The organism is Cyanobium gracile PCC 6307, from assembly GCF_000316515.1.
GTDB classification, from domain to species: domain Bacteria; phylum Cyanobacteriota; class Cyanobacteriia; order PCC-6307; family Cyanobiaceae; genus Cyanobium; species Cyanobium gracile.
This window is the reverse complement of the sequence record NC_019675.1, coordinates 1,994,814-2,017,922: the sequence shown is the minus strand read 5'-3', so window position 1 is coordinate 2,017,922 and position 23,109 is coordinate 1,994,814. Positions and strand designations below refer to the sequence as shown.

Below are 23,109 nucleotides of genomic sequence, written 5' to 3'. Positions count from 1 at the left end.
TCAGCGCTGACGCTAGGCGCCGTTGCTGCGACGCTACCCGGGGTTTCCGCCGCCACCTCCACCGACGCCGCCCTGCCCATGCTCCGCCTCAGCGCTCCACCGTGGCTGCGGGATCTGGCCGGGGCCTGGATCTTTTATTCGGTGCTGCCGGCCTGGCCGGCGCCGGCGCCCCGGTTCGAGCGGATCGCCCGCTTCGCCCCCTGGATCGGTGTCGTTCTCGGCGCGATGCAGGGGCTGCTCTGGTGGGCCCTGGAGGGGCGGGTGCCGCTGGTGGCCCAGGTGGCGCTGGTGCTGGCGCTCGGCCTGTGGCTGAGCGGCGGCCTGCACATGGATGGCGTGATGGACAGTGCCGATGGTCTGGCGGCGGGCGATCGCTGCCTGGAGGCGATGGCCGACAGCCGGGTGGGGGCGAGCGGCGTGCAGGCCCTGGTGCTCGTGCTGCTGCTGCGGGCCGGGGCCCTGGCGATGCTGGGGCCGGCGGCGCCGATGGCGCTGGTCTGGGCTGCGGTCGGCGGGCGGGTGGCGCCCCTGCCCGCCATGGCCTGGTTCCCCTACCTGCGGCCGGGCGGCAGCGCCGCCTTCCATCGCGCCCACGGGGCCGGCCTGGCGGCGGAGCTGCGGCCCGCCCTGCTGCTGCTGCCGCCCCTGCTGCTGCTGCCCTGGCCGGGCCTGACCACCTGGCCCGTGCCCGTCGGAGCGCTGGCCCTGCTGCCGGCCCTGCTGGTTCCCCTGGTCCTGGGCCGTCGTCTCGGCGGCCACAGCGGCGACAGCTACGGAGCCTGTGTGGAGTGGAGCGAATCGCTGGGCCTGCTGCTCATCGCCGCGGTGCTGACGGCCTGGGCAGGCTGAGCCGGAAGGCGTTGCCCTGCGCCGGCAGCCCTTCGGCCACGGTCCGGGGCGGCACCACGAGCGCCAGCTCGCCGCCCAGGCTGCGGGCCAGATCGCGGCCAAGGGCCAGGCCCAGGCCGGTGCCGGGCAGCTCCTGGCCCCGGGTTCCCCGCACCCCCCGCCCGAAGATCGCCTCCCGCTCGGCGGCGGCGATGGCCGGCCCGCCGTCCCAGACGGTGAGGTGGAGCCCCCCGTGGTCGATGGCCCAGTGCAGGCCCACGGCGGCGCCCGGGGCGCTGTAGCGGAAGGCGTTCTCCAGCAGGTTGGCGAGGATCTCCGCCACCGATCCGCTGTCGCCGCTCCAGTCCGGCAGGGTCCGGGGGCCGTGCCACTCCCTCCCCTGCAGGGTCGCGGTGGCGGCCGCCCGCTGCAGCAGCGGTTCGAGCAGCCCGGCCAGGGGCTGGCCCTCGGGTCCGCTCAGCAGGGGCGGCAGCAGCAGGGGCTGGGGGGAGACGGGGGCGGCGAGCCGCCCTTCCGGGTGGACCAGGGCGCTGATGGCCTCCACATAACGGTTGATCTGGCGCTCCTCGGCCAGCAGGCCCTGCACCAGGGAGCGGTCGTTGTGGTCGGGGCCGAGGCGCCGCAGCAGCAGCTGTCCGAAGGTGCGCAGGGCCGTGAGCGGGTTGCGCAGCTGGTGCAGCAGCAGTCCCAGCTGCTCCTCACGCTCGGTGAGCCGCTGCCGCAGCTCCCCGCCCTCCAGATCCAGCCGCAGGGCTTCGGTGAGGGCCAGGGCCACGGCCTGAAGCCGCTGGGCGAGCGGCTCCGGCCAGGGGTTGCGGGCGGCCTCCACCTGCAGGGCACCGAGCAGGCGCTGGCCATCCCGCAGGGGCAGCCAGCGCCGCTGCTCCGCCGGCACCCGCAGCCGGCTGACGCTGTCCACCGCCGGCAGGGCCCGCTCGTCCGGGGGCCAGTGGCCGACCGGCAGCAGGCTGGGCTGGCCCGTTTCCCCCTGATGGGTGACGTAGACCACCAGGGACCGGACCTCAGGGCAGTCCACGAACTGGCCCAGCTGGAACCCCACCAGGGCCAGAAACCGTTGCGAGACAGGCATCACCAGCCGCGGACCGGATCCGTCCGGGAAATTTTCGGGAGAGGCGTGTCGAAACGCAAAAAAAGTTTTAAGATCTTGGTAACGACCACTACTTCGCGGTCCTCGGACGGGCGGAAAGTTGCAGTCGTAACGGCCAGCGTTGCGCTTTGCCCGCAACCGAGGCTACAGCAGAGGCAGCTGCGCACCGCCTCTGTCCCGGCCATGACCTCCTCCGGGAGACGGCCGGCGTTACCGACGGTGATCCTCTCCGACCAGCCCCAGGTCGACAGTCGTATGGACGTGGACCCGCCACCTCTGGGTGGTCGGTCTTCCCTGCCGTTCGTCGCCGGCCACGGCCGCCGTCGCTCGTCTGCAGCCCCCCCCTAACTCCACCTTTCGGTCTCCCTTCACCGGGATCCATGCCATGTCCAAGAAGCGCAAGCGGATCAGTCGCCGTCGTCTCGCAGGCCAGCGGGTCCTCGCCCATGTCCCGACCTTCAACCTCGAAACCGGCTCCCACAAACCGGTGACGGCAGCGCGCCGCTACATCGCCGAAACGGAGCTGACGGCTCCGGCGATCCTCAACGTGCGCCGCAACGAGCACACCACCGACCGCTTCTTCTGGGGGGAGAAGGGCCTGTTCAGCGCCCAGTACGCCGAGGAGAACCACTTCCTGTTCCCGTCCCTGCGCCTGATCGTCGACAGCATCGGGGAGGAGGTGCTCTTCGAGGGCCTCGAAGCCCTGGCCTCCGACGACTGGGAGGAGATGGAGGAGTACGAGTACGCCTTCGTCTGATTCCCGCCCTGCGGTTCCTGGTCAGCGACCTTCCCAGCCCCTGACCAGGAACTCCCGCACCGGGGCGATCAGCTCGGGATCGATGCTGTGGCCGCCTGGGAAGGCAATCCGCCGCACCGACCCACCGGCTTCGGCGAGCGACCGTTCCAGCGCCGCACTGGCCGCAAAGGGCACCACCGGATCCTGCTCCCCATGGGTGAGCAGGATGTCCGTGCGTGGCGTCCGGGGCTGCCAGTCGGGATGGGGGTAGCCGCTGCAGGCCACCAGCCCCGCCAGCGGCAAGGGGTCGGTGGCGTCCGGGCCGCAGCCCGTGGCCACATCGATGGCCATGGCCGCCCCCTGGGAGAAGCCCAGCAGGCAGGTGTGCTCGAGCGGCACCGAGGCGCCCAGGGCCAGCAGCCGTTGCCGCAGCGCCCGGCGGGCTTCAGGCAGCTGGGGCCATTCGGGCTGCTGCAGGTCGTACCACTGGCGGCCCAGGCCAGCCGGATGGGGCAGGGGCGCCCGCAGGGCGACCACACTCAGGCCGATGGCGGCGGGATCGGCGTCCAGGAGCACCCCCCCCAGATCGAAAAGGTCATCGGCGTCGGCCCCCCAGCCGTGCAGCAGCACCAGCCGGCGGTCCGCCTGGCGCGGGCCGGCGAACAGGGCGGTGGCGTCGTCTTCGCTCGGCGGCAGGTCGGCGAGGGGATCCGTGGGCACGGTGGCGTTCGGCTGTTGCTGCGTAGGTTGGCTCCTCCTCCGCCCTTTCCGCCGTCATGGCTGCCACGGCCCTTCTGAGTGTGTCCGACAAGCGGGGCCTGGTGCCGCTGGCTGAGGGGCTGCTCGCCCAGGGCTACGCGCTGCTCTCCAGCGGCGGCACCGCCGCGGCCCTGGCCGCCGCCGGCCTGCCGGTGACGAAGGTGGCGGAGCACACCGGCGCTCCGGAGATCCTCGGCGGTCGGGTCAAGACCCTCCATCCCCGCATCCATGGCGGCATCCTGGCCCGCCGGGACGATCCCGCCCACCGCGCCGACCTGGAGGCCCAGGGGATCACCACCATCGATGTGGTGGTGGTCAACCTCTATCCCTTCCGCGCCACCGTGGCCGACCCCGCCGTGAGCTGGGAGACGGCCATCGAGACCATCGACATCGGTGGCCCGGCGATGGTGCGTGCCGCCGCCAAGAACCACGCCGACGTGGCGGTGCTCACCGATCCCGACCAGTACCCGGCCTTCCTGGAGGCCCTGGCGGCCGGCCAGGTCGACGGGAGCCTGCGGCGCCGGCTCGCCCTGGCGGCTTTCGCCCACACCGCTTCCTACGACGCCGCCATCGCCACCTGGATCGATGGCCGCCTCGCCGATGAACCAGGGCAGCCCCTGCGGCTGGAGCTGCCCCTGCGGCAGGTGCTCCGTTACGGCGAGAACCCCCACCAGGGCGCCCGCTGGTTCGGCGAGGCCGGCGTGGGCTGGGGGGCGGCCCGCCAGCTCCAGGGCAAGGAACTCAGCTACAACAATCTGATCGACCTGGAGGCGGCCCTCACCACGGTGGCGGCCTTCGGCTACGGCCCCGGCGCCGAGCCGGCGGCGGTGGTGATCAAGCACACCAACCCCTGCGGCGTCGCCATCGGCGCCGACACCGCCGAGGCCCTGTTGCGGGCCCTTGATGCCGACCGGATCTCCGCTTTCGGGGGCATCGTCGCCCTCAACGGGCCGGTGGACGGGGCGGCCGCCGAGCATCTGGCGGGTCTGTTCCTGGAATGTGTCGTGGCGCCGTCCTTCTCCGAGGAGGCGCGCCAGCGGCTGGAGCCGAAGGCCAACCTGCGCCTGTTGGAGCTCGACCCCGGCGCCGTGGCGGGGGCCGCCGGAGCCCTGCAGCTGCGCAGTGTGCTGGGGGGGGTGCTGGCCCAGCAGGCGGACGACGGCCCCGCCGATCCCGACACCTGGCAGGTGGTGAGCGACCGGCAGCCCAGCGCCCAGGAATGGCGGGATCTGCGTTTCGCCTGGCAGGTGGTGCGCCATGTGCGCTCCAACGCCATCCTGGTGGCCCGCGATGGCCGCAGCCTCGGGGTCGGGGCGGGCCAGATGAACCGGGTGGGCTCGGCCCGCCTGGCCCTGGAGGCGGCCGGTGAAGCCGCCCGGGGGGCCGTGCTGGCCAGCGACGGCTTCTTCCCCTTCGATGACACGGTGCTGCTGGCGGCGGAGCACGGCATCCGGGCGGTGATCCAGCCCGGCGGCAGCAAGCGCGACCCGGATTCGATCGCCGCCTGCAATGCCAACAACATGGTGATGGTGATCACCGGCCGTCGTCACTTTCTGCACTGAGGGCACGGAGAAGTTGTAACTTCGATGCACTCGCAGCCGGCCCTGGCCCGGTGGAGTTCCAACGCCTCATGTTCGCCGCCCTTCCCGCTTCGATCGCCTTCGCCCTCAACTTCGCCCACCCCCTGCTGATGTGGGTGCTGCTGGGTCTGGCGGGCTACGCCATGGTCCTGGGGATCAAGGCCAAGAAGACCCGCACGGCCAGCGCCGAGGACCGTAAGGAGCTGATCAAGGGGCAGTTCGCCAAGCGCCATTTCCAGTTCGGCAGCATCGTCCTGGCGCTGATGGTGCTGGGCTGCGTCGGCGGCATGGCCGTCACCTATATCAACAACGGCAAGTTGTTTGTCAGCCCGCACCTGCTGGTGGGGCTCGGCATGCTCTCCCTGATCGCCCTGGCGGCCTCCCTCTCCCCCCTGATGCAGGCCGGCAACCTGATCGCCCGCAAGGTGCACGTGGGCCTCAACATGACCCTGATGACCCTGTTCCTGTGGCAGGCCGTCAGCGGCATGCAGATCGTCAACAAGATCCTCACCGCCCCCGCCACCTGAGTACCGCACCCTGGGGCGAGGGCTCAGAACTGGGCCCGGCGCCGGGGCGGGCAGGGGATGCCGTGGCTGGCGTGGAAATCCTCCTGCACCTTCCAGGTGAGCCGGCGGGAGATCTGCCGCACGATCTGCCGCAGCAGGTGGTCGCCGCTGCTCTGGACCAGGTGCTCCGGGAGCAGGGAGAGCATGCCGGGCAGGCGCAGCCACACGGCCAGGTCGAGCTGCCAGCGCACCAGGGTGTGGAGCATCACCCCATCCACCTCCTCGTGGGACACCTCGGAGCCGCTGGCCTCGTCGAGGCGCAGGGAGGCCGCGAATTCGACGTCGTAGAGCCCCCGCAGGGCCGCGTCGGAGTCGGGCAGGGGCACGGTGACGATGCGGTAGACCCCGGCGGCCTGGGGCAGCAGCTCGAGGCCGATGGTGGGCTCCACCTCGAAGCCGAAGTTGCCGAAGCGGCCGAGGGTCAGCACATACCCCTGGCTGCCGATCGGCTCCACCGTCATCGGGGCGGCACAGCGGCGGAACCAGCCCTCATGGCGGTCAAGGTAGGCCCCCACCACGGCGGCCGGAGCCCGCATCTCCATCAGATCGGCGAAGACGCTGGCGTAGCGGCGGATGGCAGGGTCCGCCCTGTCGCGCAGGGGCTCGCTGGGGGTGGCCCCGGTGTCGTCGGGACCCTGGTGCAGGGAGGAGCCTGCCGCCATCGTGGTCTGGGGCGTGCGGTGGGTCAGAGGGGAACGGCCAGAAAGGACGGGGGTTCTGATCTCCCGGGCGGCCCTGGGGGGAGGAAAACCTTTCGTGAATGTAAAGCCACCCTGTGGGGGTTCACTCCTCGCTGAGGCCCACCAGGCGCTCGATCACGTCCTCCACCACCCGGTCGGGGGTGGAGGCGCCGGAGGTGATGCCCACCCGCACCGGCCCCTCCGGCAGGAAGGGTTTGAGGATCTCGAGCTCACCGCCCAGGGGCTTGTGCTCGATGCGGTTGCCCGGTCCGATGCGCTCGGGGGTGTCGATGTGGAAGGAGCGGATGCCGCGGCTGACGGCGATCTCCTGCAGGTGGGTGGTGTTGGAGGAGTTGTAGCCGCCGATGACCACCATCAGGTCGAGGGGCTCGTCCACCAGGGCGAACATGGCGTCCTGGCGCTCCTGGGTGGCATCGCAGATGGTATTGAAGGCGAGGAAGTGCTCGTCGAGCTCGGCGGGGCCGTAGCGCTGCAGCATGGTGCGCTCGAACAGGCGGCCGATCTCCTCGGTTTCGCTCTTGAGCATGGTGGTCTGGTTGGCGACGCCCACCCGCACCAGATCCCGGTCGGGATCGAAGCCGGGGGAGCAGGCATTGGCGAAATGGCGCATGAAGGCCTCGCGATCGGTGGCCCCCTGGCCCCGCTCGAGGATGAAGTCGCTCACCATGCGGGCCTCGGCCAGGTCGAGCACCACCAGGTAAGTGCCGGCGAAAGAACTCGTGGCCAGGGTCTCCTCGTGCTTCACCTTGCCGTGGATGATCGAGGTGAAGGCATGCTTCTTGTGCTTCTCGACGGTGTTCCACACCTTCGAGACCCAGGGGCAGGTGGTGTCGACGATGTGGCAGCCCCGTTCGTTGAGCAGCTGCATCTCCTGCACGGTGGCGCCGAAGGCCGGCAGGATCACCACGTCCCCGGTGCCCACCTCGGAGAAGTCCTTGACGTCGTCGTCGACCGGGATGAAGCGGACGTCCATCTGGCGCAGATGGGCGTTGACCGAGGGGTTGTGGATGATCTCGTTGGTGATCCAGATCCGCTCGCTGGGGTAGTGGCGGCGGGTTTCGTAGGCCATCGCCACCGCCCGCTCCACGCCCCAGCAGAAGCCGAAGGCCTCCGCCAGGCGGATCTTGAGGCGGCCGCGCTGCAGGACATGGCCGTTCTCCCGCAGGCTGGCGATCAGGTTGCTCTGGTAGGCCTGCTCGAGGCTGCCCGCGACCTCGTCGCCCAGGCCGAAGCCGCGGCGGTTGTAGCGATCCGAGTGGTGGAGGGAGCGCTTGAAGGCACGGGTGTCCACAGGCAGGTACCGGGTTGTGCCGACTCTATGGGGGTCGGCGGTGGGACGGGCGAAAAAAAACCGCGGCGTAAGCCGCGGTCGGTTGCGGGAGCAGGCCCCGAGAGTCAGTTGGTGGAGGCGACGAAGTCGGGATAGGCCTCCATGCCGTGCTCGCCGATGTCGAGACCCTGCACCTCCTCATGCTCCTCGACGCGAATGCCGCCGGAGACGGCACTGAGGATGCTCCAGACGATCCATGAGGTGACGATCGTGAAGATGGAGAAGACGAAGGATCCCAGGATCTGGATGCCGAGCTGGCCGAAGCCACCGCCCATCAGCAGACCCTTGTCGGCGTTGAACAGGCCCACCGCCAGGGTGCCCCAGATGCCGCCGATGCCGTGGACCGAGAAGGCACCCACGGGATCATCAATGCCGATCGAGTCGATGAAGCTGACGACGTAGACGACGATGGCGCCGCCGATGAAGCCCACGACCCAGGAGGCCCACATCGGGAAGCCGTCGCAGCCGGCGGTGATGCCCACCAGGCCGGCGAGGATGCCGTTGATGGTCATGGTGAGGTCAGGCTTGCCGGAGTGGATCTGGGAGAAGAGGGTCCCGGCGATGCCACCGCCGGCGGCGCCGAGGGTGGTGGTGACGGCCACGTAGGGAACCAGCTCATTCATGGCCAGGACGGAACCGGGGTTGAAGCCGTACCAGCCGAGCCAGAGGATCAGACAGCCGAGGGTGGCGATGGCCAGGTTGTGGCCGGGGATCGCCTGGGGCTTGCCGTCGATGTACTTGCCGATGCGGGGGCCGAGGATCATGGCGCCCACCAGACCGGCCCAGCCGCCGACGGTATGAACCACGGTGGATCCGGCGAAGTCAAGGAAGCCGAGCTTGTTCAGCCAACCCTCACCCACGTTCCACTGCCAGGAGCCGGCGATCGGGTAGATGACGCCGACCAGGACCAGGGAGAAGATGACGAACTCGTTGAACTTGATGCGCTCGGCCACCAGGCCGGAGACGATCGTGGCGGCGGTGCCGGCGAAAGCCACCTGGAAGAGGAAGTCGACGCTGGGGACGAGCTTGCCTTCCGTCACCATTTCAGCGGTGACGGTGGGGTCGAAGAAGAAGCCGCCGAACTTGAAGACCCCAGGGATCACCCACGAGGCGTTGTACATGATCTTGTAGCCGATGAACCAGTACGCCGAGGCAGCCAGGGCGAAGACGATCAGGTTCTTGGCCAGGATGTTGACGGCGTTCTTCTGGCGGCAGAGCCCGGCTTCCACCATGGCGAAGCCTGCGTTCATGAAGATCACCAGGAAGGCCGCGATCGACAACCAGAGGTTGTTGATCAGGAAGGCGGGGGTGAGCTCGGGCAGGTCGGCCGCGTGGGCGGAGAGGTTGAACAGGCCCAGAATGAACAGGGCCAGAGGCACACAGGCGAACCAGGTGAGGCTGGTGCGGGAAGAGAGACCACGTACCTTGCGCATCAACACGGCCGGGGCCTCAAGCAGGCTGGCCTCGCTGAGATTTCTCGGCGGTCGAACCTTGTGCGGGTGACTTGAATCGATCATGGGAACGTGGTGAAGAGAACGTTCGACTTCTGACGCCGGAGTAGGCATCAACAAGCTCCGACTATCCATGACGGACACCCGTTCCAATGTCTGTTTCGCTACCAAATCAACCGGAGGCCACCCCGCCGCCCGGCAGGCCGCGACAGGGCCAATCCTTAAAGAATGCAAAGAATTTCAAGAAATGTTCAAGCTGGACAGTGCTGAGGCGCTAAAAATGCATCAGGGAAGCCGCCCCGGCCTCCCCATCTCCGCCTTTGTCGCCATGGCCCGTTCCGCCCTCTGCTATCGGGGTCTCCCCTACGACCACAGCCACGACGAGCTCCCCTCGCCCGCCCCGATCGACCACGTCTACCGCGGTCATCACTACGACGCGCCCCTGCGGCACCAGCCGTCCCCCGTGGATGAAGCCCTCGATCTCGTTTACCGCGGCGCCCACTACCACCATCACCACGCCTGAGCAGCCAGGCCCAGCCACGTCACTGACGCCGCATCGAAGCTGTAGCGGCAGGGCAGCACCTCCACCCCGGCCGCCACAGCGGCCCTGAACAGTTCCCCGTAGCGGGGGTCGGCGCTGTCCCCCGGCGCGAAGCGTGTCACGTCGCCGCGGCTCAGGCAGGGCACCAGTACCGCCCGGGCCCCGGGCACCAGGGCCGTGAGCTCCACCAGGTGCTTCTGGCCCCGTTCGGTGACCGTGTCGGGGAACAGGGCCAGGTCGGCGTCGCTCCAGGTCGTGTTCTTCACCTCCACATAAATGGGCCGGGGATCGGCGGCGCCCTCCGCCGGTGTCAGCAGCAGGTCGATCCGGCTGCGACGCCCTTCGCCGTAGGGCACCTCGGCCCGGATACCGGCGATCGGGCCCAGCCAGGGCTCCAGGCAGCCCGCCTCGATCGTGGCCCGCACCAGCCGGTTGGGCAGGGCCGTGTTGACCCCCACCCAGACCGGGTGGCCGCCATGGCCGGGCACCTCGGCCTGCTCCCAGGTCCAGGCCAGTTTGCGGCTGGGTGAGGGGTCGTGGCGCAGGCGCACCCGTCCGCCCGGCCGCAGCACCCCGGTCATCGGCCCGGTGTTGGGGCAGTGGGCCGTCACCGTCCGGCCATCGTCCAGCTGCACGTCAGCCAGGAAGCGCTTGTAGCGCTTCAGCAGCACCCCCTCCACCATCGGACCGGTGGACAGCACGGGCACGGCAACGGTCGCTGGGGCCATGGGGTCGGCTGCCCGAAGGGGGAGGGCCATACTGCCGTGCGTTCCGATGGGCAGTGCCCCGCCGCCATGGCCCGATCCCTGCGCCGGATTGCCCTGATCGTGGGGGTGGCCACGGCCCTCAGCAAGGTGGCCGGTCTGCTGCGCCAGCAGGTGATCGCCGCCGCCTTCGGTGTGGGCGCGGCCTACGACGCCTACAACTACGCCTATGTGCTGCCGGGGTTCCTGCTGATCCTGCTCGGCGGCATCAACGGCCCGTTCCACAGCGCCATGGTCAGCGTGCTGGCCCGGCGGCCACGGCAGGAGGGCGCCCATGTGCTGGCCAGCATCAACACCCTGGTGGGGGCGGGGCTGATCGTCGTCACCCTGCTGCTGCTGGTGGCCGCCGACCCGCTCATCGATCTGGTGGGTCCCGGCCTCGACGCGGACCGCCACGCCCTGGCCGTGCTGCAGCTGCGCTGGATGGCGCCGATGGCCCTGTTCGCCGGTCTGATCGGCCTCGGCTTCGGCGCCCTCAACGCCGCCGACGTGTTCTGGCTGCCCTCGGTGAGCCCCCTGCTCTCCAGCGTCGCCGTCATCGCCGGCATCGGCCTGCTCTGGTGGCAGCTGGGCAGCGGCATCACCCTGCCCGCCACGGCGGTGATCGGCGGCGTGGTGCTGGCCGCCAGCACCACAGTGGGGGCGATCCTGCAGTGGCTGATCCAGCTGCCGGCCCTGGCCAAGGAGGGCCTTAACCGGCTGCAGCTGGTGTGGGACTGGCGCGATCCCGGGGTGCGGGAGGTGCTGCAGGTGATGGGTCCGGCCACCCTCTCCTCCGGCATGCTGCAGATCAACGTGTTCGTGTCCCTGTTCTTCGCCTCGGGGATGCCGGCGGCGGCGGCGGGCCTGGGGTACGCCAACCTGCTGGTGCAGACGCCCCTCGGGCTGCTCTCCAACGTGCTGCTGGTGCCGCTGCTGCCGGTGTTCGCCCGGCTGACGGCGCCGGAGGACCGGCCCGAACTGGTGGTCCGGATCCGCCAGGGCCTGATGCTCTCCAACGCCACCATGCTGCCCCTGGGGGCGCTGATGGTGGCCCTGGCCGTGCCGATCGTGGCCCTGATCTACCAGCGCGGCGCCTTCGACCGCGGTGCCGCCGACCTGGTGGGCCAGCTGCTGATGGCCTACGGGATCGGCATGCCGGCCTACCTGGGCCGCGACGTGCTGGTGCGGGTCTTCTATGCCCTCGGAGACGGCAACACCCCCTTCCGCTGGTCCCTGGCCGGCATCGGCCTCAACGCCGTGTTCTGCTGGGCCTTCACCGGCGGTCCCACCCCTGGCTGGGGGCTCCAGCTGCCCATGCTCAACGCCGGCGCCGCCGGCCTGGTGCTGGCCACCGTGGCGGTGAACCTGATCACCTGCGCCGGCCTGCTGCTGGCCCTGAGCCGGCGGCTGGGGGGCTTGCCCCTGCGGCTCTGGGCCGCCGACAGCGGCAAGCTGCTGCTGGCCGCCCTGGCGGGCGGGGCGGCCTGCTGGTGGCTGTCGCTGGAGGTGGCCTGGCCTCCGGGCCTGGGGGGGCTGCTGCTCCAGAACACCCTCTGTGCCGCCCTGGCGGTGGGCCTCTACGGACTGCTGGCCAGCCTCGCCGGTGTGCCCGAGGCCGGCAAGCTGCTGCGGATGGTGCGCCGTCGGGCCTAGGGGAGCCGCACCTGGCGCTCCTCGCGCACCTGGACCGGAATCTCCAGATGGGAGCGGCCGATCATCTGGGGGCCGTCGATGGAGAAGATGCGGGCCTCGATGCCGAAGTCGCGGAAGGCGCTCTCCAGCTCCTGGATCAGGGCCTTCTCCACCTGGGCCTCCGCATCGACCACCTTGCCGATCAGACGCCCGCCGAGGCGGCCGATGCGCTGGCGGACCACGTCACGGGCATTGGTGACTTCGATGACCAGCACGACCCGCCTGCGTGGGGCGTCACCCTATCGGTAGAACGGTCTTCCGGCCGCGGGCGTCAGCAAAAGGGTTGCAGCACGTCTTCAAGATCACGCAGCTGGCCGGCGGGCACCAGGCGGGCCAGGGGCAGCCGCGTCGCCCCGCCGCCGATGGGCACCTGCACCGCCTCCAGGGCCTGGCGGGCGCAGACCTCGGCGCCCTGGTCGAGCCGGGCGGCGCATTCGATCGCCAGGATCTGGGCCAGGCCCGCATCGCCCAGATAGAGGTGCCAGCCGGCCACCTGCACATACAGCCGGTCGGCGATGGCCCGGGTCAGTTCCTCGAGATCGGCGGCGGCAAGCGTCATGGCTGGGTCTCGGGGCGTTGCAGCACCACCACGCTGCCATGGACCAGCAGCAGGGCGGCCCAACCGATCGTCAGCCAGCCCAGGTGGGACCAGGGGTGCCGCAGGCCCTGGACGAACCAGAGGCCGCTGTTGACGGCGGCGAACAGGGCGGCATGGAGCGTCAGGTTCACGATCCGCTCGAAGTGCCTATAGGTGGGATCGTCGGGATCGGCGGGGCCGTACCAGCGGATCGGCATGGAGGGAAGACCGCCGCAGGCGGTGGTTGGGCTCTGCTGCGGACCCTATCGGGCCGGGGGCGGCGGGGGCGTTGTTGACGGATCGGCACCCCGTGGGGTGAGAATGACCAGGCAGGCGCTTGTAGCTCAGCGGATTAGAGCATCTGACTACGGATCAGAGGGTCGGGAGTTCGAATCTCTCCAGGCGCGTTTCTTCCACACCGCCCCACGGGGCGGTTTTTTTCTGTCCGGCGGTGCTGCCGGGGCGGTGCTGCCGAGGCGGTGCGCGGGGCCCGGCCAGGCCAGCGGCGTTTGCCTACGATCGGTTTCACACCGAGTAGCCCCATGGCGGACCGAGCGGATCACGGCCCTGCGCACCCAGCAGCGTCCATCGACAGCCCCCTGGCCAGCGGCGATCCGGCCATCGCCGCCCTGATCGAGAAGGAGCTGCGGCGCCAGCAGACCCACCTCGAGCTGATCGCCAGCGAGAACTTCGCCTCCCGGGCGGTGATGGAGGCCCAGGGCTCCGTGCTCACCAACAAGTACGCCGAGGGCCTGCCCCATAAGCGCTACTACGGCGGCTGCGAGCACGTCGACATCATCGAGGACCTGGCCATCGCGCGGGCCAAGCAGCTGTTCGGCGCGGCCTGGGCCAACGTCCAGCCCCACAGCGGCGCCCAGGCCAACTTCGCCGTGTTCCTGGCCCTGTTGCAGCCCGGCGACACGATCCTGGGGATGGACCTCTCCCACGGCGGCCACCTCACCCACGGCTCGCCGGTAAACGTGTCGGGCAAGTGGTTCAAGGCCGTCCACTACGGCGTCGACCCCGAGACCCACCAGCTCAACTTCGACACCATCCGCCAGCTGGCCCTCGAGCACCGGCCGAAGCTGATCATCTGCGGCTATTCCGCCTACCCCCGCACGATCGACTTCGCCGCCTTCCGGGCCATCGCCGACGAGGTGGGGGCCTACCTGCTGGCCGACATGGCCCACATCGCCGGCCTGGTGGCCTCCGGCGTGCACCCCAGCCCGGTGCCCCACTGCCACGTCGTCACCACCACCACCCACAAGACCCTGCGGGGCCCCCGGGGCGGCCTGATCCTCTGCAACGACGAGACCTTCGGCCGCCAGTTCGACAAGGCTGTCTTCCCCGGCTCCCAGGGGGGGCCGCTGGAGCACGTGATCGCCGCCAAGGCCGTGGCCTTCGGCGAGGCGCTGCAGCCCAGCTTCCGCAGCTACAGCCAGCAGGTGGTGCGCAATGCCCAGGCCTTGGCCGAGCGGATCCAGGAGCGGGGCATCGCCGTGGTCTCCGGCGGCACCGACAACCACCTGGTGCTGCTCGATCTGCGCTCCATCGGCCTGACCGGCAAGCTGGCCGACCGCCTGGTGAGCGACGTCAACATCACCGCCAACAAGAACACGGTGCCCTTCGATCCGGAGTCGCCGTTCGTGACCAGCGGCCTGCGCCTGGGCAGCGCCGCCCTCACCACCCGGGGCTTCGATGCCGAGGCCTTCCGCGAGGTGGCCGACGTCATCGCCGACCGGCTCCTGCACCCGGAGGATGCCGCAGCGGAACTGCGCTGCCGCGAACGGGTGGCCTCCCTCTGCGGGCGCTTCCCCCTCTATGGACGACAACGTGAGCTCCAGCACGCCTGACGGCCCCGTACACCCGTAACGTGTCGCCTTCAGGACCGCACTCTTCCGGCCCGCCGTTGTGACCCTCGCCTACAGCCCCAACGCGGCGGCCCTGCTCACGGCCACCGCGGCGGCCCTGCTCACGGCGCTGATCGTGCCTGTGGTGCGGAGGCTCGGTCTGCGCTGGGGGCTGGTCGATCCCCCCGACGACCGCAAGCAGCACACCCTGCCCATGGTGCGGCTCGGCGGCGTCGGCATCGTGGCGGGCTTCAGCCTCTCGCTGGCCTGCACCTGGACCTTCGGCGGTTTCGCCGACCTGCCGCCGGACAAGGACCAGCTGATCTGGACCACCCTGGCGGGGGCCCTCTGCTTCTTCGTGATCGGTCTGGCGGACGACCTGTTCGCCCTGCCCCCCCTGCCCCGCCTCTGCGGCCAGGTGCTCGTGGCGGCGGCGGTGTGGAACCAGGGGGTGCGCATCGGCAGCATCGACCTGCCCTTCGGCCTGGGGAGCTCGGCCGCCGGGCTGCCCCTGCCGGAGGGGCTGAGCCTGCTGGCCACAGTGGTCTGGCTGGTGGGGATCACCAACGCGATCAACTGGCTGGATGGCCTCGACGGGCTGGCGGCGGGGGTGAGCGGCATCGCTGCCGTCGGGCTGCTCTCGGTGAGCTTCAGCCTCAGCCAGCCCGCCGCCGGCCTGCTGGCGGCGGCCCTGGCCGGCAGCTGCCTGGGTTTCCTGCGCCACAACTTCAACCCGGCCCGCATTTTCATGGGCGACGGGGGCTCCTACTTCCTCGGCTTCGCCCTGGCGGCGATCAGCATTGTCGGCCCGGCCAAGCGGCTCACCAGCGTCAGCCTGCTGCTGCCCCTGATGATCCTGTCCCTGCCCCTGGCTGACATGTCGGCGGTGATCATGGGCCGCCTCCGGGCCGGCCGCTCGCCCTTCTACCCGGATCGCCGCCACCTGCACCACCGCCTGCTGCGGGCCGGCTTCAGCCATCGCCGCACGGTGGTGCTGATCTATGCCTTCACCCAGTGGCTGGCGTCCATCGCCCTGGTGCTGGCCAATGCCGAGATGCGCTTCCTCTGGCTGGCGCTGGCTACGGCGGTGCTGATCGCCGTGCTGGTGGTCTGCCGCCGCCAGATGCAGGAGGAGGCCAAGTGAGCGGGCCCCCCGGCGGCGCCGGGGTGGAGGTGCTCTGCATCGGCACCGAGCTGCTGCTGGGCAACATCGTCAACGGCAATGCCCGCTGGCTGGCGGAACAGCTGGCGGCCCTCGGGGTGGTGCACCACCGCCAGCAGGTGGTGGGCGACAACCGGGAGCGGCTGATCGAGGCGGTGCGGCAAGCGGCGGGCCGCTGCCGGGTGCTGGTCACCACCGGCGGCCTGGGGCCCACCCCCGACGACCTCACCACCGAGGCGATCGCGGCGGCCTTCGGCGCCGACCTGGTGGAGCACGGCGAGATCTGGGCGGCCATCCAGGCCCGGATCACGGCCCGGGGCCGGACCGTGGCCCCCTCCAACCGCAAGCAGGCCCTGCTGCCGCGGGGGGCCGCCGTGCTGCCCAACCCCACCGGCACGGCGCCCGGGATGATCTGGACCCCGGTGCCGGGGTTCACCGTGCTCACCTTCCCTGGGGTGCCCAGCGAGCTGCGGGCCATGTGGCACGCCACCGCGGCCCCCTGGCTGCGGCAGGCGGGCCTGGCGGGCGGGGTGTTCGCCAGCCGCATGCTGCGCTTCTGGGGGGTGGCCGAGTCCGACCTGGCCGAGCGGGTACACGACCTGCTGGCCCTGGAGAACCCCACCGTGGCGCCCTACGCCGGTGCGGGGGAGGTGAAGCTGCGCGTCACGGCCCGGGCCGGCGACGCGTCCGCCGCCGCCGCCCTCCTGGCCCCGGTGGAGGCGGAACTGCGCCGCCGCACCGGCACCAGCTGTTTCGGCGCCGACGGCGACAGCCTGGCCTCGGTGGTGCTGGCGGCCCTGCGGCGTCGGGGCGAGACCCTGGCGGTGGCCGAGTCGTGCACGGGCGGCGGCCTCGGTGCCGCCCTGGTGGCGGTGCCGGGGGCGTCGGAGGTGTTCCTCGGTGGCGTGATCGCCTATGCCAACGCCGTGAAGCAGGCCCTGCTGGGGGTGCCGGCGGCGGTGCTCGAGCGCCATGGGGCGGTGAGCGACCCGGTGGCCGTGGCGATGGCGGAGGGGGTGCGCCGCCTCACGGGGGCCACCTGGGCCGTGGCGGTGACGGGCATCGCCGGACCCGGTGGCGGCACTGTCGAGAAGCCGGTGGGGCTGGTGCACATCGCCGTGGCCGGACCCGACGGCTGCGTTAGCGAGGCGGTGCGCTTCGGCAGCGGCCGCGAGCGCGGCTGGATCCAGACGCTGACGGTGGGGGAAAGCCTGAACCGTCTGCGGTTACGGCTGAACACTGGGGCGATCTGAGCCGGCCTGATCGGAACATCTGCTGCCGCGGCCGCCATCGATCACGAATCCTGAGGCATGGACTTTTCCCCCCGGCCTGGCCCTTTTCCCCCGAAAGCAGGGACGTTTTCCACAGGTGGCGGCGGTCGGGCCGAGCTGCCGGAGGGGTCCTGGCTCCCGGCTGCGGGAAAGGCCTCCCCCCCTTGACCACGTCCCCCGGCAGGCACCGCTGCGGCGGCCACCCCCGGGCGGCGGCCGGGAAGCCGTCCTGCGCCGGGATTCTCAGCGGCGGTCCCTTGGGACCGGCCCGACGGGGGGCGCTTTGACGCGGGGGGCGGCCCCATGGCCTGATGGGGGGGACCGACGACCAGCGCCGCATGAGCCAGATTCCCGACCACGCTCCCCGCACCGTGAGCATCGAGAACCAGATGCCGGAGGACCTGTTCGAGGCGATGCGGGAGTTCATCCGGGTGCACCCCCAGTGGGACCAGTACCGGCTCATGCAGGCCGCCCTGGCCGGTTTCCTTGTCCAGCACGGCAGCCACGACCGCGCCGTGGCCCGCCACTACCTCAACGGCCTGTTCCGCCGGGAGCCCGCACCGGTGGAACACCCTCCTTCTAGGGTGGTTTCTGACCGTCTCGATCCTTCCTCTTGAGCGCCGGCACCCTCTACGACAAGGTCTGGGAGCTGCACCGCGTCGCCGATCTTCCGGGCGGTGCCACCCAGCTGTTCATCGGGCTGCACCTGATCCACGAGGTCACCAGCCCCCAGGCCTTCGCCGCCCTCGACGATCTGGGCCTGTCGGTGCGCCATCCCGAGCGCACGGTCGCCACGGTCGACCACATCGTGCCCACCACCTCCCAGGCCCGGCCCTTCGCCGACCCCCTGGCCGAGGAGATGCTCGCCACCCTGGAGGCCAACTGCGCCCGGCACGGCATCACCCTCCACGGCCTCGGCAGCGGCCGCCAGGGGATCGTGCACGTGATCGCCCCGGAGCTGGGGCTCACCCAGCCCGGCATGACCGTGGCCTGCGGCGATTCCCACACCTCCACCCACGGCGCCTTCGGGGCCATCGCCTTCGGCATCGGCACCAGCCAGGTGCGTGATGTGCTCGCCAGTCAGAGCCTGGCGATGGGCAAGCTCAAGGTGCGCCGGCTCCGGGTGGAGGGGACCCTGCAGAGCGGGGTCTACGCCAAGGATCTGGTGCTGCACGTGATCCGCACCCTGGGGGTGAAGGGCGGCGTGGGCTATGCCTACGAGTTTGCCGGCCCGGCCATCGAGGCCCTCTCGATGGAGGAGCGGATGACGCTCTGCAACATGGCCATCGAGGGCGGGGCGCGCTGCGGCTACGTCAACCCCGATGCCGTCACCTTCGCCTATCTCCAGGGGCGGCCCCATGCCCCCACCGGCGAGGCCTGGGAGCGGGCCGTCGCCTGGTGGAGCGCCTTGGCCTCCGGTCCCGACGCCGTCTTCGACCACGAGGTGGTGTTCGATGCGGCCACGATCGCGCCCACCGTCACCTGGGGCATCACGCCGGGGCAGGCCATCGGCGTCGACGAGGCCGTGCCCACCCTCGAGCAGACCGACAGCGACGAGCGGCCGATCGCCGAGGAGGCTTACCGCTACATGGACCTGCGCCCCGGGGCGCCGATCGAGGGGCTGCCGGTGGATGTCTGCTTCATCGGCAGCTGCACCAACGGCCGGCTCAGCGACCTGCGGGCCGCCGCCGCCGTCGCCCGCGGCCGGCAGGTGGCGGCGGGCATCAAGGCCTTCGTGGTCCCGGGCAGTGAGCAGGTGGCGGCCGCGGCTGAGGCGGAGGGCCTCGATGCGGTGTTCCGCGAGGCCGGCTTCGAATGGCGCGAGCCGGGTTGCTCGATGTGCCTGGCCATGAACCCCGACCGCCTCGAGGGACGCCAGATCAGTGCCAGTTCCAGCAACCGCAACTTCAAGGGGCGCCAGGGTTCCGCCACCGGTCGCACCCTGCTGATGAGTCCGGCCATGGTGGCCGCGGCGGCGGTGAGCGGCCACGTGGCCGACGTGCGCCGCCTGATCGCCACCCCGTCTTCCCCTGAGCCCGCCCCCACCCCAGCATGAGCGCCACCCCCTTTCCGGCCGGACCGATCCAGCAGTGCCAGGGCCGCGCCGTCGTCGTGCCCGGGGACGACATCGACACCGACCGGATCATTCCGGCCCGCTACCTCAAGTGCGTCACCTTTGACGGTCTGGCCGAGGGGGTCTTCGCCGATGACCGCCGCGAGCGGGCCGGCGATCACCCCTTTGACCGCGCCGCCAACCAGGGCGCCGCGATCCTGGTGGTCAACCGCAACTTCGGCTGCGGCTCCAGCCGGGAGCACGCCCCCCAGGCGCTGATGCGCTGGGGCATCCGGGCGGTGATCGGCGAGAGCTTCGCCGAGATCTTCTTCGGCAACTGCCTGGCCCTGGGGATCCCCTGCCTCAGTGCCGACCACGCCACGGTGCTGGCGCTCCAGGCCGCCGTCGCGGCCCATCCCGGCGCCCGGCTGCAGCTGGATCTCGAGCCGCCCCTGGTGACCCTGGACGCTGATGGCGAGCCCCTGGCGTGGCCCCTGGAACTGGCGCCCGGTCCGCGCCGCATGCTGGTGAGCGGGGAGTGGAACGGCACGGCCCAGCTCGTGGCCCACGACGCCGAGCTGCGGGCCACCGCCGGCCGGCTCCCCTATCTGGCCGGCTTCGCCACCGCCTAGAAACCGCCTAGAAGGGGCGCTGCAGGGCCCCCTGGGTGGGGTGGTAGGGGATGAAGGGCGTGCCCGGCCCGTTGAAGTTGAAGTCGTTGAGCCGCACGCGGATGCCGCCCAGGCCGTCGTAGGGGCTGTAGTACACGCCGATCTCGTAGGAGCGCCGCTGCCAGCGCAGCTCCAGGTAGGAGCCGGTGACGTCGCCGTAGAAGCCGGAGTTGGGATCGACGTTGAAGCCGATGCCGCCGCTGAAGACGAGCGGCCCCACGATCTGCTGCGACAGGCCGATACCGACCGTGCCCAGGTCGACGGCGCGGTCGAAGTTCAGCGGGCTCTGGCCCTGCCGCAGGGTGATGCCGCCGGTGATGGTCAGCTGGGTGTAGTCGAAGAACGGCTTCTCGAAGCGCCCCAGGGTCAGGGTGGGCCCCCCGGAGAGTCCGATCGTGTTCTGGTTGGTGCCGTCGCTGAAGTAGGCGGCCACCCCGAGCAGGTTGGCGTTGAAGCGCAGGCCCGGAACGATGGGCACAGGGGTATTGGCCAGCGAGACCACGGGCGGACTGCTGGTGGGCTTGGCGGTCCAGATCGGCAACGAGAAGTTCATCGAACCGATGGCGTTGGCGCGCCACAGCTGCAGCAGATCGGTGCCGGTGGTGGGGTTGGCCTGGAAGTTGCCCACCCCCATGCGCCAGTAGTAGCTGCGGGAGATCGACCCCCAGCTGGGCAGGCTGCCCTGCTGCTCCAGCGAGACGCCATAGGCGGAGTAGACGTCCTGTTCGCCCAGGGAGCCGTTCCAGGTGCGGAAGCGGTAGGCCCCGAACAGGCGCAGGGTGCTGAAGCCCAGCACCGGCACCTTCACCAGCCGGGAGAGGTCGCCGAAGCTGCGGGTGCCGTTGGCGAAGTTGTCGGGATTGAAGGTGGAGATGGAGAGGCGGGCATCGGCGTTGAAGCCGAGCACCGGTCCGGTGAGGCGGGCATCCAGGCCGAAGTAGTCGCCCCCTTTGGCGGGCTGCTCGACGATGTTGGTGGAGCCTGCCGGCGAGCCGGGCAGGGGGTAGGCGTCGGTGTTGCCGGTGTAGAGGCGCTGCACCATCACCTGCGGCTGCAGGTTGAGGAGTCCCTTCTCGCCGATCCTGACCGGGATGTTGTAACCGAGGAAGAAGCCGTCCCGGTCCTCCCGGTCGTTGCCGATCACCAGGGGATTGCTCACCTCCTCCTGCTTCTGGATGCGGCGCTGGCGCACCACCCGGATCGGCAGGCGATCCTCCAGGCGCAGGGTGTTGCGGCGCGCCTTCACCAGGGTGTCGCCGTTGGGCAGCAGGGTGATGACCACCTTCTCCGAATCCATCCACGACTGGGCCGGCGTGAAGGGGTCGTTGGTGAAGCCCACCCGATCGCCCGAGAGGGTGTTGGGGGTGATCTTGAGGCGGCGGGCCTGGATCCGCCAGCGGCTCACGGTGCCCTTGATCAGCTCCTGGTTGCCTTGGGTGGTCTGGTCCCTGAGCTGCTCCGGCCGCGTCGTGCCGAAATCGTTGGCCACCTCCGGCGTGGTGAATTCGCGCGGGAAACCGAAGCGCCGCTCGGCCTTCAGGCTGCGCTCGAAGGTCACGTTCTCGACCCGCTGGGGGATCCGGGCGATGGCCTCGCGGCGCAGCCGTTCCTGATGTCGGGCGTTGCGCCACACCCCGCCCCTGTCCTCCGGCGGCTGGACGGGGGGCGCCGGGGCCGGCTGGCCGCTGGTGCCGGTCCAGCCCGGGCCCATCGTCACCTGCTCGAGCTGCTGGGCCAGCCCATCGGGCTGTTCGCTGGCCAGGGGCGGGGCCTCCGGGCAACCCTGGGCGGGCGGCACCGGCATCGGCTGGCTGGCGGGCCTGTCGGTGCCGAAGCGGTAGCGCAGGCCCAACAGATAGGCGTTGCTGCCCTCGCTGACGCCGCTGAAGGTGCCGTAGGCCCCGGAGCGGTGGTGGATGCGGCCGACGGCCGACCAGCGGGGCGTGACCAGGGCCTCCACCTCGAAGGCCAGGTAGTTGAGCAGGCGCGCCGAGTTCTGGCGGAAGGTCTGTTCGTAGTTGCTCTTGGCGGTGAGGACGCTCAGGCCCTCCACGAAGTAGACGTTGAGCCACGGCCGCAGCCACAGGCGCAGACCGAGGCCGCCGGTGAATTCTCCGAAGGTCTGGGCGGGGGTGTCGGAGAAGGGGATGAGCTGGTTGAAGCCACCCCCCGGCTGGGCGCTGGCCCGGTGTCCCAGCAGGTTGGCATCGAACTCCAGCGACAGCGGCCCGGCCTGGAAGAGGCGGCGCTGCAGGCCGATGCCGCCGAGGTATTCGGGCCGGAAGCGACCGCTGAAGGTGAAGGTGTCGCCGAATTCACCGGCATACATCTGGCCGGCCCAGGTGGTGACGGCCCAGGGGTAGGGATGCCACTGGGGCACGGCCGGATAGGAGGGGGTGCAGCTGATCGGCTCCGGCGGCGGCAGGGGCTGGGAGGCCTCCTGCTCGAGGTCGAAGTCCTCCTTGGTGCTGTCGAGATCGATGACGCCATAGACGTCGTCGATCTCCCCCACCCCCTCCAGCAGGGCATAGCGGAGGCGGCTGCCCTGCAGGTACTGCTGGCCGCGCTGGAAGCGGACGTTGCCCACCGCATAGAGGGTGCGGGTGGTGGCCTCGAACTCCAGCCGGTCGGCGAGCAGGCGGCCACCGGCGAGGCGGGCCATGACGCTGCCGGTGGCCACGAAGCGCTGCAGCTGGCCGTCGTAGCCCTGCTGGTTGGCGGTGAGCTCCAGCTCCAGGGGCATGGCGTCGCTGGCCGGCGCGGCCTCCAGACCCAGAACGGGCGCTGCCGTGGCGGCGGGGTCGGCCGGGGTGGACTCCGGTGCGGGCTGGGGCTGGGGCGTGACCGCCAGGGGGCGACGCCTAGGGGCCGGGGGCTGAACGGTGGGTGCCGGATCGAGTGGGGCCTCGACGCCGGCCTGGGGCTCGGCGTGGGGCTCGTCGTCGAAGGGATCCGGGGTGGCAGCGGTGCCGGGGGTGGCTGCCGGCGTCGAAGGGAGCTGCGCCTGGGCGGCCTGAAGCCTGGAGGGTGCGTCAGGCCGTGCCTGGGCCGGTGCGGCCGTGAAAGTCAGCCCAGCGGAGATGCCCAGCCACAGGACCAGCCCGGGGGTCAGGCCTGCAGGGGCCTGGCGACGTCCCGAGCGGGGATGGAGCACCACTGGCAGCGCATGAACGGCAAGAACGCGGCCGATCCTGCCATGGGAGTTCGGGGGTGTCCCCCGCAGCGGTCCGGTTGTCCGGACGGGTGGCGGGCGGGGCCGCCGCCGAAGGGGTCAGTCCTCCAGGTCCTTGCGGCTGGGGGAGCGGGTGGGATCGCTGGCCAGGAAGCCGAAGACGAAGATCCCGATGAAGAAGAAGACGACGGAGTAAACCGAGATCTTGAGAGCGAGCATGGTCTGTCCGGCGGGTGACAGGGAGTGACAGGCGCCGGTACGGGTCTCGATGACCCCTCGGCAGCCGCATCATCT

At 70.7% G+C, this 23,109-nt stretch carries 23 protein-coding genes and 1 tRNA gene; 13 read left to right on the top strand and 11 right to left on the bottom strand.

The window, feature by feature from the left end; all coding sequences use genetic code 11:
* The first annotated feature begins 78 nt into the window (after positions 1-78).
* Positions 79-849 (top strand): adenosylcobinamide-GDP ribazoletransferase, encoded by a 771-nt coding sequence (locus CYAGR_RS09835; protein ID WP_015109654.1) that lies wholly within the window; start codon positions 79-81, stop codon positions 847-849.
* Here CYAGR_RS09835 and CYAGR_RS09830 read toward each other — a convergent pair.
* A complete protein-coding gene (locus CYAGR_RS09830; protein WP_015109653.1) occupies positions 815-1,939 on the bottom strand; it encodes a sensor histidine kinase in 1,125 nt (374 codons plus the stop codon). The two genes, CYAGR_RS09835 and CYAGR_RS09830, sit on opposite strands and share 35 nt — an antisense overlap.
* A 403-nt stretch (positions 1,940-2,342) precedes the next feature.
* On the opposite strand from CYAGR_RS09830, the gene CYAGR_RS09825 reads away from it, so the two are divergent.
* Complete coding sequence (locus CYAGR_RS09825) at positions 2,343-2,714, top strand: DUF3155 domain-containing protein (RefSeq protein ID WP_015109652.1); 372 nt, start codon at positions 2,343-2,345, stop codon at positions 2,712-2,714.
* A gap of 21 nt (positions 2,715-2,735) precedes the next feature.
* Here the strand turns inward: CYAGR_RS09825 and CYAGR_RS09820 are convergent, their stop codons facing one another.
* The gene (locus CYAGR_RS09820; RefSeq protein ID WP_015109651.1) at positions 2,736-3,413 is read right to left on the bottom strand and encodes an alpha/beta hydrolase; all 678 of its coding nucleotides are present in this window, start codon (positions 3,411-3,413) and stop codon (positions 2,736-2,738) included.
* 56 nt (positions 3,414-3,469) lie between these two features.
* Here CYAGR_RS09820 and purH point away from each other — a divergent pair, with 56 nt between their 5' ends.
* Together purH and CYAGR_RS09810 are read left to right on the top strand one after the other, a co-directional pair.
* The gene (gene purH, locus CYAGR_RS09815) at positions 3,470-5,014 is read left to right on the top strand and encodes a bifunctional phosphoribosylaminoimidazolecarboxamide formyltransferase/IMP cyclohydrolase (protein ID WP_015109650.1); all 1,545 of its coding nucleotides are present in this window, start codon (positions 3,470-3,472) and stop codon (positions 5,012-5,014) included.
* A gap of 68 nt (positions 5,015-5,082) precedes the next feature.
* Entirely contained in the window at positions 5,083-5,559 is a 477-nt protein-coding gene (locus CYAGR_RS09810) for a DUF4079 domain-containing protein (protein WP_015109649.1), read from the top strand.
* 23 nt (positions 5,560-5,582) lie between these two features.
* On the opposite strand, the gene CYAGR_RS09805 is transcribed toward CYAGR_RS09810, so the two are convergent.
* The 3 genes from CYAGR_RS09805 to CYAGR_RS09795 all read right to left on the bottom strand — a co-directional run bounded on the left by CYAGR_RS09805 (position 5,583) and on the right by CYAGR_RS09795 (position 9,146).
* Complete coding sequence (locus tag CYAGR_RS09805) at positions 5,583-6,260, bottom strand: DUF1997 domain-containing protein (RefSeq protein ID WP_015109648.1); 678 nt, start codon at positions 6,258-6,260, stop codon at positions 5,583-5,585.
* A gap of 121 nt (positions 6,261-6,381) precedes the next feature.
* The gene (locus tag CYAGR_RS09800) at positions 6,382-7,590 is read right to left on the bottom strand and encodes a 4-hydroxy-3-methylbut-2-enyl diphosphate reductase (protein WP_015109647.1); all 1,209 of its coding nucleotides are present in this window, start codon (positions 7,588-7,590) and stop codon (positions 6,382-6,384) included.
* A 104-nt stretch (positions 7,591-7,694) separates the two neighbouring features.
* Positions 7,695-9,146 carry an ammonium transporter gene (locus CYAGR_RS09795; RefSeq protein WP_015109646.1) on the bottom strand — a complete coding sequence of 484 codons (1,452 nt, stop codon included), beginning with the start codon at positions 9,144-9,146 and terminating at the stop codon, positions 7,695-7,697.
* A gap of 262 nt (positions 9,147-9,408) precedes the next feature.
* Here CYAGR_RS09795 and CYAGR_RS09790 point away from each other — a divergent pair, with 262 nt between their 5' ends.
* Positions 9,409-9,603, top strand: a complete 195-nt coding sequence (locus tag CYAGR_RS09790) for a DUF4278 domain-containing protein (protein WP_043326975.1) — start codon at positions 9,409-9,411, stop codon at positions 9,601-9,603.
* Here the strand turns inward: CYAGR_RS09790 and sfsA are convergent.
* Positions 9,591-10,349: a DNA/RNA nuclease SfsA gene (sfsA, locus tag CYAGR_RS09785; RefSeq protein WP_015109644.1), complete on the bottom strand. Its 759-nt coding sequence runs from the start codon at positions 10,347-10,349 to the stop codon at positions 9,591-9,593. The two genes, CYAGR_RS09790 and sfsA, sit on opposite strands and share 13 nt — an antisense overlap.
* Positions 10,350-10,415: 66 nt before the next feature.
* Here sfsA and murJ point away from each other — a divergent pair, with 66 nt between their 5' ends.
* A complete protein-coding gene (gene murJ / locus CYAGR_RS09780) occupies positions 10,416-12,020 on the top strand; it encodes a murein biosynthesis integral membrane protein MurJ (RefSeq protein WP_015109643.1) in 1,605 nt (534 codons plus the stop codon).
* On the opposite strand, the gene CYAGR_RS09775 is transcribed toward murJ, so the two are convergent.
* From CYAGR_RS09775 to CYAGR_RS09765, 3 genes are read right to left on the bottom strand one after another with little or no spacing between them, the layout of a single operon-like run.
* Positions 12,017-12,274 carry a hypothetical protein gene (locus tag CYAGR_RS09775; protein WP_015109642.1) on the bottom strand — a complete coding sequence of 86 codons (258 nt, stop codon included), beginning with the start codon at positions 12,272-12,274 and terminating at the stop codon, positions 12,017-12,019. The two genes, murJ and CYAGR_RS09775, sit on opposite strands and share 4 nt — an antisense overlap.
* A gap of 56 nt (positions 12,275-12,330) precedes the next feature.
* Entirely contained in the window at positions 12,331-12,618 is a 288-nt protein-coding gene (locus tag CYAGR_RS09770; protein ID WP_015109641.1) for a DUF3181 family protein, read from the bottom strand.
* Positions 12,615-12,854: a 2TM domain-containing protein gene (locus CYAGR_RS09765; protein WP_015109640.1), complete on the bottom strand. Its 240-nt coding sequence runs from the start codon at positions 12,852-12,854 to the stop codon at positions 12,615-12,617. The genes CYAGR_RS09770 and CYAGR_RS09765 overlap by 4 nt, the downstream gene beginning before the upstream one ends.
* Before the next feature lie 115 nt (positions 12,855-12,969).
* Between CYAGR_RS09765 and CYAGR_RS09760 the strand changes: the two genes are divergently transcribed.
* The 7 genes from CYAGR_RS09760 to CYAGR_RS09730 all read left to right on the top strand — a co-directional run bounded on the left by CYAGR_RS09760 (position 12,970) and on the right by CYAGR_RS09730 (position 19,604).
* Positions 12,970-13,043, top strand: a tRNA-Arg gene (locus CYAGR_RS09760).
* A 135-nt stretch (positions 13,044-13,178) separates the two neighbouring features.
* Positions 13,179-14,489 carry a serine hydroxymethyltransferase gene (gene glyA, locus CYAGR_RS09755; RefSeq protein ID WP_015109639.1) on the top strand — a complete coding sequence of 437 codons (1,311 nt, stop codon included), beginning with the start codon at positions 13,179-13,181 and terminating at the stop codon, positions 14,487-14,489.
* Between the two features lie 58 nt (positions 14,490-14,547).
* Positions 14,548-15,630 (top strand): MraY family glycosyltransferase, encoded by a 1,083-nt coding sequence (locus CYAGR_RS09750; protein WP_015109638.1) that lies wholly within the window; start codon positions 14,548-14,550, stop codon positions 15,628-15,630.
* The gene (locus CYAGR_RS09745) at positions 15,627-16,901 is read left to right on the top strand and encodes a competence/damage-inducible protein A (protein WP_043325682.1); all 1,275 of its coding nucleotides are present in this window, start codon (positions 15,627-15,629) and stop codon (positions 16,899-16,901) included. The genes CYAGR_RS09750 and CYAGR_RS09745 overlap by 4 nt, the downstream gene beginning before the upstream one ends.
* Before the next feature lie 329 nt (positions 16,902-17,230).
* Entirely contained in the window at positions 17,231-17,536 is a 306-nt protein-coding gene (locus CYAGR_RS09740) for a DUF2811 domain-containing protein (RefSeq protein WP_015109636.1), read from the top strand.
* Positions 17,533-18,975 carry a 3-isopropylmalate dehydratase large subunit gene (leuC, locus tag CYAGR_RS09735; RefSeq protein WP_015109635.1) on the top strand — a complete coding sequence of 481 codons (1,443 nt, stop codon included), beginning with the start codon at positions 17,533-17,535 and terminating at the stop codon, positions 18,973-18,975. Before CYAGR_RS09740 ends, leuC begins: the two co-directional genes overlap by 4 nt.
* The gene (locus CYAGR_RS09730) at positions 18,972-19,604 is read left to right on the top strand and encodes a 3-isopropylmalate dehydratase small subunit (protein WP_015109634.1); all 633 of its coding nucleotides are present in this window, start codon (positions 18,972-18,974) and stop codon (positions 19,602-19,604) included. The genes leuC and CYAGR_RS09730 overlap by 4 nt, the downstream gene beginning before the upstream one ends.
* 7 nt (positions 19,605-19,611) lie before the next feature.
* Here the strand turns inward: CYAGR_RS09730 and CYAGR_RS09725 are convergent, their stop codons facing one another.
* Positions 19,612-22,797, bottom strand: a complete 3,186-nt coding sequence (locus CYAGR_RS09725; protein ID WP_156818442.1) for a DUF3769 domain-containing protein — start codon at positions 22,795-22,797, stop codon at positions 19,612-19,614.
* 117 nt (positions 22,798-22,914) lie between these two features.
* Positions 22,915-23,034, bottom strand: coding sequence for a photosystem II reaction center protein I (locus tag CYAGR_RS09720; RefSeq protein ID WP_015109632.1), 120 nt, complete (start codon positions 23,032-23,034; stop codon positions 22,915-22,917).
* Between the last annotated feature and the right edge of the window lie 75 nt (positions 23,035-23,109).